We start from the raw sequence: 15,971 nt of genomic DNA on the forward strand, positions 1-15,971 counted from the left end.
TCAGATGACCATTGATCCCGTCACCGGCGGCCTCGTGCCCATCGTGATCGAACAGTCGAGCCGCGGCGAGCGCAGCTTCGACATCTATTCGCGCCTTCTGCGCGAGCGAATCGTGTTCGTGACCGGCCCGGTCGAAGACCACATGGCATCGCTGATCACCGCCCAGCTGCTCTTCCTCGAGTCCGAGAACCCGAAGAAGGACATCTGGATGTACATCAACTCGCCGGGTGGCGTGGTGACCGCCGGCATGGCGATCCACGACACCATGCAGTACATCCGTCCGCGCGTCGGCACGGTCTGCATCGGCCAGGCCGCCTCGATGGGTTCGTTCCTGCTCGCCGCCGGTGAGCCGGGCCTTCGCGTGGCGCTCACCAATGCCCGCATCATGCTCCACCAGCCCTCGGGCGGCGCGCAGGGCATGGCGTCGGACATCGAGATCCAGGCCAAGGAGATCCTGCGCATCCGCAAGCGGATGAACGATCTCTACGCGAAGTACACGGGCCAGCCGCTCGAGCGAATCGAGCAGGTCATGGACCGTGACAGCTTCTTCGAGGCGGACGAAGCCAAGGCGTTCGGCGTGGTCGACGAAGTGTATGAAAAGCGGCCGGTTCCGACCGACGGCGAGGCTTCTGCAGCCTGATCGGCAGGACCTATTTAAGGAGTCTGGCGTAATAGCCAGATTCCGGTTTGCCGGAATATCGCCCGCGTGTAGGATGGCGGGTGGCGTAACGTGCGCGCGACGCACGAAGGATGGAAGTGAATGACCAAGCTCAGCGGCGGTGACTCGAAGAGCACGCTCTATTGCTCGTTCTGCGGGAAGTCGCAGCACGAAGTGCGCAAGCTCATCGCGGGCCCGACCGTGTTCATCTGCGACGAGTGCGTCGAGCTCTGCAACGATATCATTCGGGAAGAGACCAAGTCGGCACTCGTCAGCAAGAAGGACGGCGGGGTTCCGACGCCGCAGGAAATCTGCGACGTTCTCGATGACTATGTGATCGGCCAGAAGCGCGCCAAGCGCGTGCTGTCGGTGGCGGTGCACAACCACTACAAGCGGCTGAACCACGGCGCCAAGGGCGCGGACGTCGAGCTGTCCAAGTCGAACATCCTGCTCGTCGGCCCCACCGGCTGCGGCAAGACGCTTCTGGCGCAGACGCTCGCCCGCATCCTCGACGTGCCGTTCACCATGGCGGACGCCACCACGCTCACCGAAGCCGGCTATGTCGGCGAGGACGTGGAGAACATCATCCTCAAGCTGCTCCAGGCCTCCGACTACAATGTCGAGCGGGCGCAGCGCGGCATCGTCTACATCGACGAGATCGACAAGATCAGCCGCAAGGCGGAGAATCCGTCGATCACGCGTGACGTGTCGGGCGAGGGCGTGCAGCAGGCACTGCTCAAGCTGATGGAAGGCACGACGGCTTCGGTTCCGCCGCAGGGCGGCCGCAAGCACCCGCAGCAGGAATTCCTGCAGGTGGACACGACCAACATCCTGTTCATCTGTGGCGGCGCCTTCTCGGGCCTCGAGAAGATCATCGGCGATCGCCTGCAGGGCAAGTCGATCGGCTTCGGCGCGCATGTCGCCGCGCCGGACGAGCGCCGCACGGGCGAGACGCTGAAGCAGGTCGAGCCGGAGGATCTCCTCAAGTTCGGCCTGATCCCCGAGTTCGTCGGCCGTCTGCCGGTCATCGCGACGCTCGAGGACCTCGACGTCGATGCGCTGATGAAGATCCTCACCGAGCCGAAGAACGCGCTGGTGAAGCAGTATCAGAAGCTGTTCGACATGGAGCAGGTCAAGCTCGGCTTCAACGACGACGCCCTGGTGGCGATCTCGAAGAAGGCGATCGAGCGCAAGACCGGCGCACGCGGACTTCGCTCGATCCTGGAGGGCATCCTGCTCGACACGATGTTCGACCTGCCGTCGATGGACGGGGTGGACGAGGTCGTGGTCGACAAGGACGTGGTCGCGGGGTCGAAGGATCCGGTGCGCGTCTATGCCAAGAAGGAAAAGGCGGGCTGAGGCTCGGTCTTTACCGATAGCATTTTGGAGGCCCTTCCCGGCAGCGGGGAGGGCCTTCTGCTTTCGGTACCAGCGTCATCCCGGCGAAAGCCGGGATCTCGTGCGGCTCCTTTCCCGCGCCATCGCCTGAGATCCCGGCTTTCGCCGGGATGGCGATTGGGGTGGGGCGGGATGACGGGGGTCGGCGGCTCTGGCAGGATGCCCTGGATGGCGAAGGCAAGGAGCAAGGCGGACAGGCTGGGCGAGGCGCGCAACCGGCGCCGCAATGTCCACTTCTGGCATGCCTTTGTCTGGCTGCTGATCGGCGCGGTTCTCTATGCCATCGCACTGGCGGTGGCGGTGCTGCTCTATCCCGATCCCAAGGACGTGCTGGCGCCGGTGATCGGCCCCAGCCTCTATCTGACGCCGCTGTTCGGACTGCCCTATCTGCTCGCCAGTGTTCGTCAGCGTGGCTGGGGGCAGCGGCTGCTCTATTTCGAGGTGGCGCTACCGGTTGCGCATGTCGCGGCTAATTATCTCGCCTGGCGGCACGCGATGCTGAGCTTCCCGCTCGAGCCAGATCCCCAGGCCTATGTCCGCGATCTCGGCGCCGGCGCGGTGGGTGGCCTGGCGGGCGGCACGCTGGCGCTGATGCTCCTCGTGCCATTGCGCCTGGTGTCGCTCGGCGCCGGCAGCCGCGCGGTGATCCTGCTCGGCATCGTCACCCTCACCGTGCCGGGCGCGCTGGGCATGGCGCAGGGGCTGCTGTTCACCAACGCGCTCGAATATCCCCTTCAGTCGGCGCGCTTTGTCTTCTGGCTGGAAAGCGTGCATCTGCCCTGGCACATTTGCCTGGCCTTCTTCCTCGCCTGGCTCATGCGGCTTGGGCGGCGGCCCGGGGCTTGAGGCGCATCAGCCCGGTATAGACGACTAGCGCGATGAACAGGCCGACGAACCACGCCCAGGTGTAGATCGCCATCCAGACGGGTCCCACCGAGAAGGCCGAAGGCGCGACCGTGGCGAGGAAGCCGGGCAGGTTGGGCAGCGCGCCGGCCGCAAAGGCGATCAACGCCGCCGGGTTCCAGCCCGCGCGATAGCTATAGGCGCCGTCGGTCCGGTAGAGATCCTCGACCCGCAGCGCGGTGCGGCGGATCAGCCAGTAATCGGCGATCAATATGCCGGCGATCGGGCCGAGCAGCGCCGAATAGCCGGCGAGCCAGACGAAGATATATCCCCCGGTCGAGGCGAGCAGCTTCCACGGGAACATCAGGATACCGAGGATCGCCGTGATCATCCCCCCGGTGCGATAGCTGATCCGCTTCGGCGCGATCGAGGAGAAGTCGTAGGACGCCGAGACGAGGTTCGCGGCGATGTTGCACGAGATGGTGTCGATGCTGATCACGATCAGCCCGAGCAGCACCAGCGGCCCCTCGAACCGGCCCGACAGTGCGACCGGATCCCAGATCGCCTCGCCATAGATCACCACGGTGGCGCTGGTGGTGATCACGCTGGCCAGCGCGATCAGCCCCATCATCGGCGGCAGGCCGATCGACTGGCCGATCACCTGGTCGCGCTGCGAGCGGGCGAAGCGCGTGAAGTCGGGGATGTTGAGCGCCAGCGTCGCCCAATAGCCGATCATCGCGGTGAGCGCGGGCCAGAACACGGCCCAGAACTGCCCCTCCCTGGTGCCGCCGGGCGCAAAGGCGGACGGGGCGTGGAAGATCGGCCCGAAGCCGCCGGCCGCCTGTACCGCCCACCAGACCAGGGCGATGCAGACCAGGATCTTCACCGGCGCGGTCCAGGTCTCGAGCCGGCGGATGGTCAGCAGGCCCTTGCGGACGAAGAAGAGCTGGAGCGACCAGAAGATGAGGAAGGCGATCAGCTGGCCGATCCCGATGCCGAGCAGGGGCAAGGGCGTGCCGCGCAGGTCGGCCCCCAGTGCCACGCCGAGCAGGGTGAGCAGCGCCTCGCCGCCGATCCAGGTCTGGATGCCGTACCAGCCACAGGCGACCAGCGCCCGGGCAAGGGCGGGAAGCCGCGCGCCGGTGGTGCCGAACGAGGCGCGGACCAGCACCGCATAGGGGATGCCGTGGCGCGCGCCGGCATGGCCGATCAACAGCATCGGGACGAGCACGATCAGGTTGCCGAGCAGCACGGTGAGCGCGGCCTGGCCGGCGGACATGCCCTGCTCGACCAGGCCCGCGGCGAGCATCCAGGCGGGCACCGCCACGATCATCCCGATCCACAAGGCGGCATAGTGATACCAGGCCCAGCTACGCTGTTCGGGACCGGTCGGCGCGAGATCGGCATTCCAGAGTGTTTCGTCCGCCACGCTTCCCCCCAGATGCCGGCTCCAACAGGCTGGAATGTCGCGCGATCTTCGCTGCGCTGCAAGAACGACTTTTGTTGACGCGACTCAAGATGAGGCGCACCTTCGCTGTATTAGCCGGATAAAGGAGTCGTCCTATGTCTGATGCTGCAATCCTCGCGGACGAAGATCCCCGCGAGTATCACTCGTCGTTCAATCTTGCCCTCGACTCTGCCGCGGGCACGGCGTTCAAGTGGCTGATCCTGGGCCACCTGTTCTTCATTGCCGGACTGTGCGTGCTTACCCTCGCCAACGTCCCCAATGGGGCGGTGTGGATCACGCCTCTGCTTACCTTGCCCCTGGTCTGGGCCGGGCGTGGCCACAAGCTGGCGATGAAGGTCGCCGTGCTGATCGTGGGCCTCACCTTCGCGCACTGGGCCGCGGCGCAGCTGGCCAGCCAGGTCAACGCGGTCGCCAACCCGATGCTGCCGGGCCTTGTCGGCGGTGCGGTTGGCGCGGGTCTCGGGCTGCTGTTCGTGCTGGGTAGCGGGCTTGGCCGGCACGGGATCGCCACGGCGATCTTCGCGCTGTTCGGCATGGCCATGCTGGCGGGCCTCGGCGCGCTGGTGGTCTATCTCTACATGACCACCGGTACGAGCAACCAGGGCTTCCCGGGCAACTGGCTCCAGCTGCTCAAGATCTACGTGCCCTGGCAGATCGGCTTCGGCTTCGTTCTCGCCAAGGTGCTGCGGCCGGACGGCGGGCTGATCGAGGAGTAGGGACCCGGGCTCAGACGAGCCCGGGCACGAAGCGCTTCACGCGCGCGGCATAGGCGTCATAGGCCTCGCCGAACTGCGCGCGGAGGAGCGCTTCCTCGCGGGTGACACGCATCCAGGTGCCGATCCAGTAGAGCGGCACGCCGATGATCAGCCCACGCCAATGGCCGAAGGCCAGCGCCATGGCGAGCATGAAGGCGAACAGTCCGGTGTAGATCGGGTTGCGGACCCAGGCGAACGGCCCCCAGGTGACCAGCTCATGATCGCCGCGGGTGCGCGCCACGATCGCCCAGTTGCGTCCCATCGCGCGCGACGCGGTGAAGAACAGAGCGACCGTCAGCGCCATCAGCCCGAGCACTACCGCCGCCTCGCCGATCGCGAACGGGCTGCCGGGCTTGAGCGAAGTCAGGATCGGGCCGATGCCGACGGCGGCGAAGCCGATCGACTGGACCGCCACGCCCGCCATCGACCCGCCGTCGCGCCGGCCGCCCTCGCTCGGCGCCGGCTTTCCCGCCCGGCCCCGGGCAAGGCCCAGGCCGAGCAGGAACGCGGCGAAGCCCAGCGCCATCGCCCCCAGCGCAGCGACGCTGGTCGGCTCGGGGTGCACCAGTCCGATCATCCTTACCTCCGATAGGCGTAGCGCTGATAGGATTCGACGGCGGCCGAATATTTGAGGATGCGCGCGTTCGGATCGACGATCGCGTGCGCCCCTGCCGGCAGCTTCAGCGTCGCGGTGCCGCCCGGCATCTCGACCTTGCTGATCTTGCCGTCGATCGAGACTTCCACCGGCAGCGGGAAGGGCTTGTCGTTCGCCACCTTCCAGCGGAGCGTAAGCGTATCACCCTGGCGCTGCTCGACCAGCTCGGGCAGCGGCGCCTGGTAGAGATAGACGTCGAAGAACCACTGCAGGTCCTTGCCCGCGACCTGGTTCACGATCCCGATGAACTCGGGCGTGGTCGAGAAGTGCGGGGTGAAGTTGCCCGGCTTGGGATCCGGACGGCCATAGACCAGCCGACGGGTTGCCTCGAAGAACTTGTCGTCGCCGATCAGGTTGCGCAGCGTGTGGAGCACCCAGGCGCCCTTGACGTAGATGTCCTGGCCCGGCCCGCCATTCTCCTCCTCATAGACCTGCTCCTCGGTGCGGATCTGGCCGGAGACGATCGGGGCGTGGTTGGTGATCTGGAGGCGGAACTCGTCCATCATGATCGCGTAGCGGGCATCACCCTCGCGCCACTGGCCGTAGAGCGGCTGGAGATACTGGGTATAGCCCTCGTGCAGCCAGTAATCGTCCCAGTTGCTCGCGGACATCTGGTTGCCGAACCACTCATGGCCCAGCTCGTGCTGGAAGATCTCGTCGAAGCCCGAGGGGTATTGCTTGTAGTTGTTGCCATAGGCGTTGATCGTCTGGTGCTCCATGCCGAGATGCGGGGTCTCGGCCACGCCGACCTTCTCGTCACCGAACGGGTAGGGGCCGATCACGCTCTCGTAGAAGTCGAGCGTCGGGGCGAACTCGGCGAACAGCTTCTTCGCCTTCTCGTCGCGGCCCGGCAGATACCAATATTGCATCGGGATCGTGTTGCCGTAGCGGCTCTTATAGTCCGCCTGGAGCAGCTTGTAGGGCGCGATCTGCAGGGTGACCGAATAGGGGTTCGGGCTGCGGGTGCGCCAGTTCCAGGTGGTGCGGCCATCGGCCAGGGTATCGGTGCCGATCAGCTTGCCGTTGCCGGCGACCTTCAGATCCTTGGGCACGGTGATGTGCAGATCGACCATGTCCGGCTCGCCGCGCGGGAAATCGAGGCAGGGCCAGAACAGGTCGCAGCCATAGCCTTCGGCGGTGCTGGCGATCCAGGGCTGGCGATCGGCCCCCGGCGTCTTCGCCCAGACCATGCCGTCGTCCCAGGGCGCGCGCACCGCGACGTGCGGCGTGCCGCCATAGGTGATCTTCACCACCGCCTTGCCGCCGGCCTTGAGCGGGCGGGGCAGGGTGACCATCAGCCGGCCCTCGGGATTGGCCCATTCCTTCGGCGTCAGCGCCTTGCCGTCGACGGTGACCGCGGTGACCGGCAGGTTCCGGTCGAGGTCGATCTGCAGCACCTTCTGGGCGATCGCGCTGGTGATCGTCAGCGTCGCCACGCCCGCGATGCGCTGGGTGGCCGGGAACACCTCGATCGCCAGGTCGGCATGGTCGAGATGGAGCGCGGCGCGCTCGGGGCTGATCGGGCCGCCCGATTCCTGCGTGGTCGGGGTGATCGGCGGCTCGCCGGGCTTTACCGTCTGCGCGGCGGCAGGAAGGGCGGCGAGCGCCAGGGCCGAGGCGGCGAGGAACAGGGACGTGCGGATGGAAGCCTCCTTCAGGCGGGAATCACGGTGCAATCGTCGAGAGTGATGCGGAAACAGGACAGGCCCGGCAATGGCCTGATCGAATCGGGGGCGATTTTGCGGGCCGATCCTGCCGCATTCGGCGCGCCCATGTCCGCTCCAGGCGTAAAAATGCTTGCCCGTGCCGCTACGGCAAGCAACACTCCACAGCCTAAGAGCGTTCGCAGATTGATGCGGGCTCCGCGACCCCCATATAATGGAGGATAGGAGCCCTGTACGGGCTCAGGAGTATTCATGAAGCAGTCCTACCCCGTTCTTCCCCTTCGGGATATCGTCGTCTTCCCGCACATGATCGTGCCGCTGTTCGTGGGCCGCGACAAGTCGGTCGCCGCGCTCGAGGCAGCGATGGCCGACGACAAGGAGATCTTCCTGGTCGCGCAGCTCGATCCGGCAGAGGACGATCCCGGCCGCGAAGACCTGTACGATACCGGCGTTTCCGCCGAAGTCCTCCAGCTGCTCAAGCTGCCCGACGGCACCGTGCGGGTGCTCGTCGCCGGCAAGGAGCGCGGCGCGCTCGTCACGATGGAGGAGGGCGGCGCCTTCCTCACCGCGACCGTCAAGCCGATCGACGACGATGCCGTCGAGGGTACCGAGATCCAGGCGCTGATGCGCTCGGTCGTCGACCAGTTCGAGAATTACGCCAAGCTCAACCGCAAGCTGCCGGCCGAGACCGCGGTGCAGCTCGCCGAGCTGGAGGATGCCTCGCGCCTGGCCGATGCGGTTGCCGCCAACATCGCGGTGAAGGTCGCCGAGAAGCAGTCGCTGCTGGTCGAGACCAATCCGATGAAGCGCCTCGAGATGGTGTTCGCCTTCATGGAGGGCGAGCTCGGTGTGCTGCAGGTCGAGAAGAAGATCCGCAGCCGCGTGAAGCGCCAGATGGAGAAGACGCAGCGCGAATATTACCTCAACGAGCAGCTCAAGGCGATCCAGCGCGAGCTGGGCAATGAGGGCGAGGAAGGCGATGGCGACGAAGTCGCCGAGCTGACCCAGAAGATCGCCACGCTCAAGCTGTCGAAGGAAGCGCGCACCAAGGCCCAGTCGGAGCTGAAGAAGCTCAAGACCATGGCGCCGATGAGCGCCGAGGCGACGGTGGTGCGCAACTATCTCGACGTGCTGCTGGGCCTGCCCTGGGGCAAGAAGTCGAAGCTCAAGAAGGACATCGCCGAGGCGCAGGGCGTGCTCGACGAGGACCATTACGCGCTCGAGAAGGTCAAGGACCGGATCGTCGAGTATCTCGCGGTCCAGGCGCGTACCAACAAGCTGAAGGGGCCGATCCTGTGCCTCGTCGGCCCGCCGGGCGTCGGCAAGACCTCGCTGGGCAAGAGCATCGCCAAGGCGACCGGGCGCGAGTTCATCCGCCAGTCGCTGGGCGGCGTGCGCGACGAGGCCGAGATCCGCGGCCACAGGCGGACCTATATCGGCTCGCTGCCGGGCAAGATCGTGTCGAACCTGAAGAAGGCCGGCACCTCGAACCCGCTGTTCCTGCTCGACGAGATCGACAAGCTCGGCCAGGATTTCCGCGGCGATCCCGCCTCGGCGCTGCTCGAGGTGCTCGATCCGGAGCAGAACAACAAGTTCAACGATCACTATCTGGAGATCGACATCGATCTTTCGGACGTGATGTTCGTGTGCACCGCGAACTCGCTGAACCTGCCGCAGCCGCTGCTCGATCGCATGGAGATCATCCGGCTCGAGGGCTATACCGAGGACGAGAAGGTCGAGATCGCCGAGCGCCACCTGATCGAGAAGCAGATCGAGGCGCACGGCCTGAAGGAGGGCGAGTTCGTCCTCACCCAGGAGGGTCTGCGCAAGCTGATCCAGCAATACACCCGCGAGGCGGGCGTGCGTACGCTGGAGCGCGAGATCGCCAAGCTCGCCCGCAAGGCGCTGCGCAGGATCCTGGAAGGCAAGGCCGAGAGCGTGACGATCACGCCCGAGAACCTCCACGAGTTCGCCGGCGTGCAGAAGTACCGCCACGGGCTGGGCGAGGAGGAGAACCAGATCGGCGCGGTCACCGGGCTCGCCTGGACCGAGGTGGGCGGCGAGCTGCTGACCATCGAAAGCGTCACCGTGCCCGGCAAGGGCATGATCAAGACGACCGGCAAGCTGGGCGACGTGATGAAGGAATCGGTCGAGGCCGCGTTCAGCTTCGTCAAGGCGCGCAGCCCGGCCTATGGCATCAAGCCGAGCCTGCTCCAGCGTAAGGACATCCACGTCCACCTGCCCGAGGGCGCGGTGCCGAAGGACGGTCCGTCGGCGGGCATCGGCCTGGTCACGGCGATCGTCTCGACGCTCACCGGCGTTTCGGTGCGCAAGGACATCGCGATGACCGGCGAAGTGACCCTTCGTGGGCGCGTGCTGCCGATCGGCGGCCTCAAGGAGAAGCTGCTCGCGGCACTGCGCGGCGGCATCAAGACGGTGCTGATCCCGGAAGAGAACCAGAAGGACCTCGCCGAGATTCCGCAGAACATCCGCGACGGTCTCGAGATCGTGCCGGTCAAGCATGTCGACGAGGTGCTGCGCCTGGCGCTCACCGAACCGCTCGTGCCGATCGACTGGACCGAGACCGACGAGATGGCGACCCAACCCCCGGCCGGCACGGCGGGCCTGGGAGATGCCGTGCATCACTGATGCAGGTTGGTCCCGACTGTTCGGACACCGTAACCTTTTCGTCATTTCGAGGGAAAAGCGGGCCGAAACGTTTTGACAGTGGCGGCGGCGGCGTGCTGACGTGATCGCTCGGCCTGCCGCCGCGACTCACGTATTTGTGCGAATTTCATGAGGGGGAAAGTCACGAAATGAACAAGCAAGAGCTGATCGGACAGGTCGCCGATACCTCGGGCCTTGGCAAGGGCGATGCGAGCAAGGCCGTCGAGGCCGTGTTCGATGCCATCCAGGCCGCGCTCAAGAAGGGCGACGAGGTTCGCCTGGTCGGCTTTGGCACCTTCTCGGTCAGCAAGCGCAAGGCGTCGACGGGCCGCAACCCGCGCACGCGCGAGCCGATGACCATCAAGGCGTCCAACCAGCCGAAGTTCAAGGCGGGCAAGGGCCTCAAGGACGCGGTCAACTAAGACCGCAAGAATGCGGGTTTTGGGGCTGGACAGCTGGGGCTGTGCCGCCTAAAGGCCCGCTTCCCGTTTCGGCCGCAAGGGTTTCAGGACCTGGCCAGCGGGCGCGTAGCTCAGTGGTAGAGCACACCCTTCACACGGGTGGGGTCGTAGGTTCAATCCCTACCGCGCCCACCATTTCAAAAGCCCGTCGGTCCCGGTGACCGGCGGGCTTTTTGTTTGGGTTTGTCAGGGTGCGCGAGGCTCGCGGTCTAGGAATCCCGAGAAATGCGCGAGTCGCATAGGGGGTTCCCAAGTCAATCTTACAAGAAGCTAATCATATCAGATGGTTAGATATCTAGGGGCGCGCTTTTCCGCGGGATAAGTCGAATCAACAAAACTATTTCAGTATCTTTACATCCAACCCTCTTGATCGTTCGGGCAAGGGGTGGACAGAGTCCGTGAGGACTAACGCCATCGATTTCAGCGGAATTATCTTTTGCTGTGAGGTGGATTGTGAAGCCCGAAACACAACTCATTCAATTATTTCTGCGCGCCAAGCGCCACAAATCGGCTTTCGTTTTGGCTCTGCTTCATTCCCCGTGGATGCTGAGAGTAACCACCGTTGCCTGCATATTAGCATTAACTTGGTTGCCGCTTTCGCGATGACAGCCTTGCGGTTTTTTGTTTCTGCACGTTTCCGAACCTATCAACCGCGCGCAAGGATATTGCGTGGCTTCGGGCAGCGTGACACACCGGTGACAGACGCGCCTAACGTCTCAATTTCCGGGGGACCTCCATTGAAGAAATTTCTCCTGCTCGCATCGGCCGTGGCGGCGGTCGCCGTGCCTGCGATCGGTTTCAGTCAGCAATCCGCCGCACCCGTCGCCGCGGGAGCCGGCGCCGATGCCGGCGCGACCCGCTATGGCGCCTGGGGCTTCGACCTCACCGGCATGGACAAGCGCGTGAAGCCGGGCGACGACTGGTACCGCTTCGTCAACGGCGCCTGGGTCGATCGCACGACAATCCCGGCAGACCGCTCGTCCTTCGGGGCCTTCGCGGTGCTGCGCGACCTGTCGGAAGTGCGCATGCGCAGCCTGATCTCGGGCTATAGCGCCAGCGACACCGCGCATCCGGACCGGATGAAGGCGGCGATCCTGTACAATGGCTTCATGGACGAGGCGGCGGCCGAGAAGCTCGACGCCCAGCCGCTCACCGAGCGGCTCGCGCCGGTGAAGGCCGCGGCGAGCAAGGATGATCTCGCCAAGCTGATGGGCGCTTCGACCGGCGGCTTTGGCGGCAGCTTCTTCGGCATCGGCGTGAACGACGACGCCAAGAACCCCGACGTCTACGCCCTCTATCTGCGCCAGTCGGGCCTGGGCCTGGGCGACCGCGACCTGTATCTCGATGCCAAGTTCGCGCCGCAGGTGGCGCGCTACCAGCAATATGTCGCGCAGATGCTCGGCATGGCCGGCTGGGCCGATGCCGATGCGGCGGCCGCCAAGGTGGTCGCGATGGAGACGCAGATCGCCAAGGCGCACTGGACCCGCGCGCAGAGCCGCGACCGCGACAAGACCTACAACCCGACCAGCGTCGCCGAGCTCAAGGCATCGGCACCTGGCTTTGGCTGGGACAGCTTCTGGGCGGCTGCCGGGCTCACCAGGGCGGACCGGGTGATCGTCGCGCAGAACACCGCGATCCCGCTGCTCGCCAAGATCTTCGCCGATACCGATCTCGACACGCTCAAGGCCTGGCAGGCCTTCCGCACCGCGGACGATATCTCTCCGCTGCTGTCGAAGCGCTTCGTCGATGCGCAGTTCGAGTTCCGCTCGAAGTTTCTCAACGGCCAGCCGCAGCAGCGTGACCGCTGGAAGCGCGCGGTGGCGTTCACCGAGCGCGGTGTGGGCGAGGGCGTGGGCCGCGATTATGTCGCGCTCTATTTCCCGCCGGCTTCCAAGGCGAAGATGGACACGCTGGTGAGCAACCTGCGCGTCGCGCTCGCCGGGCGGATCAACGGCCTCGCCTGGATGAGCCCGGCGACGAAGGAGCAGGCCCAGGCGAAGCTCAAGGGATTCACCGTCAAGATCGGCTATCCCGACAAGTGGCGTGATTATTCGGCGCTAGAAGTGAAGAGCGGCGACCTGGTCGGCAATGCCGAGCGCGCCGGCCGCTTCGAATGGGACTATCGCCGCAACCGCCTGGGCGGCCAGGTCGACAAGGCCGAATGGGGCATGACCCCGCAGACCGTGAACGCCTATTACAACTCGGTGAAGAACGAGATCGTCTTCCCGGCCGCGATCCTGCAGCCGCCCTTCTTCGATCCCCAGGCCGATGACGCGGTCAATTATGGCGGTATCGGCGGGGTGATCGGCCACGAGATCAGCCACGGCTTCGACGACCAGGGGCGCAAGTCCGACGGCGAGGGCGTGCTGCGTGACTGGTGGACGGCGGAAGACGCCGCCAAGTTCGAGGCCCAGGCGACGGTGCTGGGTGCGCAGTACGAGGCGTACGCCTTCGAAGGCTTGCCCGGCGTCCATATCAACGGCCGCGCCTCGATGGGCGAGAATATCGGCGATCTCGGCGGCGTGCTGATCTCGCTCGACGCCTATCACCAGTCGCTGGGCGGCAAGAAGGCCAAGGTGATCGACGGCTATACCGGCGACCAGCGCTTCTTCCTCGGCTGGGGCCAGGTGTGGCGCACGCTGTTCCGCACCGAGGCGCTGCGCCAGCAGCTGGTCAGCGACCCGCACTCGCCGGGCCAGATCCGCGCGATCAACCCGCTGCGTAATGTCGATGCCTGGTATGCGGCGTGGAAGATCGGGCCGGACCAGAAGCAATATGTCGCGCCGGACAAGCGCGTGCGCATCTGGTGATGACAGGGGCGGGGCGCCTCCGCGGCGCCTCGCCCTTCGAACCCGGCGCTGGTCGCGTGACAGGGCGCCGGGTTTATTCTAGCTCGGTCGGATGGGGCCTGCCGACTGGACCGACGAGCAGAACGATGCGATCGTCGCGGATTATTTCGCGATGCTCGCAGATGACGAAGCTGGCCGTTCCTACAACAAGGCCGAGCATAACCGCCGATTGCAGGCGCGGATCGATCGCCCCCGCGGGTCGATCGAATACAAACATCAGAACATCAGCGCCGTGCTGAAGGGTTTGGGCGAGGACTGGATTCCCGGCTACAAGCCTGCCTTCAATTTCCAGATATCCCTGGTCGATGCCGTGGCACGCTGGCTCGCACGGCATCCGGATTGGCTCTCCCCGGTGAACCGTGCGGGATTGGGCGTGACGCGCTCCGTTCGCGAGGCCGCTCCGCTGTGGATCGGACCACCGCCCACGGTAAGTAATGCGCCACCCCCGGAGGAATGGGCGCAGATGCAGGCGGTCGCGCGACGCTTCGACGTGGCCGAGCGCGATGCGCGTAATCGGGCGCTGGGCAAGGCGGGCGAGGCGCGAGTGCTGGATCACGAGCGATCGACGCTGATTGCCGCCGGGCGCGGGGATCTCGCACGGGAAATTCGCTGGGTTTCCGATCTGGATGGCGACGGCGCGGGCTATGACATCGCCAGCTTCGAGTCGGACGGGCGCCCGCGCCTGATCGAAGTGAAGACGACCAATGGCTGGGAGCGGACGCCCTTCCACATCTCGCGCAACGAGTTGTCCGTTGCCGGAGACCGGCGCGAAGAATGGTGCCTGGTCCGGCTGTGGAACTTCGCCCGCGAACCGCGCGCCTTCGAGCTGAGACCCCCACTGGAGGCCCATGTCTCCCTGATGCCGACGGCATTCCAGGCGAGCTTCGGCTAGCGCCTGCACCTCCCCTGCACGCCGATTCCTCCGAAAGCTGGTTGGTGCTTTCACCCACCGTCCTGCACAGTCCGGCCATCCAATCAGGATGGCAGGCATGGCGGCGCAGAGGATGAGCGACCGCACACCGGCAACCGGCTGCGCATCGCGGCGTGGGGCGCCGCCGCCGGGCTGTTGATGCTATCCGCCATCGCGATGCAGTTCAGCCGGGAGGTCGTGTGGGGGCGATCGACTTCCTCGCCGCCGGTGTGCTGATCGGCGGCATCGGCCTGGTCTTCGAGCTTGCCGTCCGCACGCATCGCAGTAGCGCCTATCGCGCCGGGGCGGGGGTGGCGCTGCTGACCGCGTTCCTCACCATCTGGGTCAATCTTGCGGTCGGGATGATCGGGGACGAGGGCAATCCACTCAATCTGATCTTCGCCGGAGTGATCGCCGTCGCCGGGATCGGCGGCCTTCTGACGCGCTTCCGTCCAGGCGGGATGGTCCGGGCGATGCTCGCGGCGGCGGCGGTGCAGGCTGCCGCGATGCTTCCCACCCGTGCGGAAGGGCCCCGCACCGCGCCGTTGATCGGTGCCTTTGCGCTGCCCTGGCTGCTCGCGGCGGCACTGTTCCGCGCCGCCGGGCGGCAGGGCTGAGTTACTTCGCCTTGCCCGCCTTCTCGTCGGCCAGCCGCTCCGCCAGCGCCTTTGCCGATTTGGCGGCATAGGTGCGGCAGGCACTCGGATCCAAATAAGGGTTGGGCCGCACGCCCCTGGCGAAGCGCGCATATTTCTCGACGCCGCCCGAATTGTCGGGATGCGCGCTGAACAGTATGTCGCAGGGCAGGGCGCGGACCTTCGCCTGGGAGGCGCGGAAGCTCGCCACCACCTCGGGATGCCTGGTGAAGCGATAGCCGTCCGCCGCCACGGGATTGAGGCTCGAGCCGAAGACCATCGTCCGGCACACCCGCCCCTCGCAGCTGCGCCACGTCCAGCTCATGCTTCCCGGCGTGTGCCCCGGCGTGGCGCGGGCGGTGACTGCAACATTGCCGAGCCGGATCACCTCGCCATCCTTCACCGCACGCACCCGCGATACGGCGGGGAAGGGGACCAGCCAGGCGACCTGGGGATCGTCCGGCGTGCTCATCCCCTGCTTCAGCGCCGTCACCGACCACGCGCCGGCCAGCACCGTTGCACCGCTGTCGCGCGCCAGCGCCGCGAGGCCGCCGGCATGGTCGAAATGCGGCTCGGTGCTGAGGATCAGTTTCACGTCCTGGATGCGGTAGCCGAGCTTCAGCAGGTTCGCCTCGACCGAGCGGACCGATTGCGGCACCGCGCCGTCGATCAGGATCAGCCCCTTGCCGGTATCGATCAGCCCGACGTTCATGCCCTGGAAGCCGACCAGATAGCTGTTGCCGAACACCCGGATCGGCGCCTGGGGGACGATCCACTTGGCGGCGGCCTCGGGCGCGATCGGGCGGGTGAGCGGATCGTCCTGCTGCTGCGTGGCGGCGGTGGTGAGCAGGGCGAGGGCGGCGAGGTGGATCGGCTTCATCCGGAGTTCCTTGATTGCTGCCCGGACGAGATGATCCATGCGGCCCCCTCCGCACAAACCACCATTTCTCGGAAGAGCCATTAGCGGGATTGATGGCTCGCCCGGTGGTGCCTAAGCGCAACCCGGGT

Annotated in this window: 13 protein-coding genes and 1 tRNA gene; 10 read left to right on the forward strand and 4 right to left on the reverse strand. The window is 65.9% G+C overall.

All coding sequences use genetic code 11. The annotated features are described in order from the left end of the window. Positions 1-4 precede the first annotated feature (4 nt). The 3 genes from GGR46_RS03315 to GGR46_RS03325 all read left to right on the forward strand — a co-directional run bounded on the left by GGR46_RS03315 (position 5) and on the right by GGR46_RS03325 (position 2,902). On the forward strand, positions 5-640 hold the full coding sequence (locus GGR46_RS03315; RefSeq protein ID WP_183994540.1) for an ATP-dependent Clp protease proteolytic subunit: 636 nt from the start codon (positions 5-7) through the stop codon (positions 638-640). Positions 641-760: 120 nt separating this feature from the next. Continuing rightward, positions 761-2,017, forward strand: coding sequence for an ATP-dependent Clp protease ATP-binding subunit ClpX (clpX, locus tag GGR46_RS03320; RefSeq protein WP_180139891.1), 1,257 nt, complete (start codon positions 761-763; stop codon positions 2,015-2,017). Between the two features lie 207 nt (positions 2,018-2,224). Next, positions 2,225-2,902, forward strand: a complete 678-nt coding sequence (locus tag GGR46_RS03325) for a hypothetical protein (RefSeq protein WP_183994542.1) — start codon at positions 2,225-2,227, stop codon at positions 2,900-2,902. Here the strand turns inward: GGR46_RS03325 and GGR46_RS03330 are convergent. Continuing rightward, on the reverse strand, positions 2,871-4,328 hold the full coding sequence (locus GGR46_RS03330; RefSeq protein ID WP_183994544.1) for an NCS1 family nucleobase:cation symporter: 1,458 nt from the start codon (positions 4,326-4,328) through the stop codon (positions 2,871-2,873). The genes GGR46_RS03325 and GGR46_RS03330 overlap by 32 nt on opposite strands. A 134-nt stretch (positions 4,329-4,462) precedes the next feature. Here GGR46_RS03330 and GGR46_RS03335 point away from each other — a divergent pair, with 134 nt between their 5' ends. Next, on the forward strand, positions 4,463-5,083 hold the full coding sequence (locus GGR46_RS03335; protein WP_183994546.1) for a hypothetical protein: 621 nt from the start codon (positions 4,463-4,465) through the stop codon (positions 5,081-5,083). A 10-nt stretch (positions 5,084-5,093) separates the two neighbouring features. On the opposite strand, the gene GGR46_RS03340 is transcribed toward GGR46_RS03335, so the two are convergent. Both GGR46_RS03340 and GGR46_RS03345 read right to left on the reverse strand, forming a co-directional pair. Further along, positions 5,094-5,699: a methyltransferase family protein gene (locus tag GGR46_RS03340; RefSeq protein WP_183994548.1), complete on the reverse strand. Its 606-nt coding sequence runs from the start codon at positions 5,697-5,699 to the stop codon at positions 5,094-5,096. A gap of 2 nt (positions 5,700-5,701) precedes the next feature. Further along, positions 5,702-7,420 carry a M1 family metallopeptidase gene (locus GGR46_RS03345; RefSeq protein WP_183996693.1) on the reverse strand — a complete coding sequence of 573 codons (1,719 nt, stop codon included), beginning with the start codon at positions 7,418-7,420 and terminating at the stop codon, positions 5,702-5,704. A 273-nt stretch (positions 7,421-7,693) separates the two neighbouring features. Between GGR46_RS03345 and lon the strand changes: the two genes are divergently transcribed. From lon to GGR46_RS03375, 6 genes are all read left to right on the forward strand, one after another. Continuing rightward, complete coding sequence (gene lon / locus GGR46_RS03350; protein ID WP_183994549.1) at positions 7,694-10,090, forward strand: endopeptidase La; 2,397 nt, start codon at positions 7,694-7,696, stop codon at positions 10,088-10,090. A 167-nt stretch (positions 10,091-10,257) separates the two neighbouring features. Further along, positions 10,258-10,530 (forward strand): HU family DNA-binding protein, encoded by a 273-nt coding sequence (locus GGR46_RS03355; protein ID WP_086129015.1) that lies wholly within the window; start codon positions 10,258-10,260, stop codon positions 10,528-10,530. Between the two features lie 99 nt (positions 10,531-10,629). Next, positions 10,630-10,704 (forward strand) — tRNA-Val (locus GGR46_RS03360). Between the two features lie 602 nt (positions 10,705-11,306). Beyond that, entirely contained in the window at positions 11,307-13,379 is a 2,073-nt protein-coding gene (locus GGR46_RS03365; RefSeq protein ID WP_246425883.1) for a M13 family metallopeptidase, read from the forward strand. 91 nt (positions 13,380-13,470) lie between these two features. Beyond that, positions 13,471-14,310 (forward strand): protein NO VEIN domain-containing protein, encoded by an 840-nt coding sequence (locus GGR46_RS03370; RefSeq protein WP_183994553.1) that lies wholly within the window; start codon positions 13,471-13,473, stop codon positions 14,308-14,310. Positions 14,311-14,528: 218 nt separating this feature from the next. Next, entirely contained in the window at positions 14,529-14,945 is a 417-nt protein-coding gene (locus tag GGR46_RS03375) for a hypothetical protein (RefSeq protein ID WP_183994555.1), read from the forward strand. Between the two features lies 1 nt (position 14,946). On the opposite strand, the gene bla is transcribed toward GGR46_RS03375, so the two are convergent. Further along, positions 14,947-15,882, reverse strand: coding sequence for a subclass B3 metallo-beta-lactamase (gene bla, locus GGR46_RS03380; protein WP_246425884.1), 936 nt, complete (start codon positions 15,880-15,882; stop codon positions 14,947-14,949). Between the last annotated feature and the right edge of the window lie 89 nt (positions 15,883-15,971).

Source organism: Sphingomonas kyeonggiensis (assembly GCF_014196745.1).
GTDB lineage: Bacteria > Pseudomonadota > Alphaproteobacteria > Sphingomonadales > Sphingomonadaceae > Sphingomonas > Sphingomonas kyeonggiensis.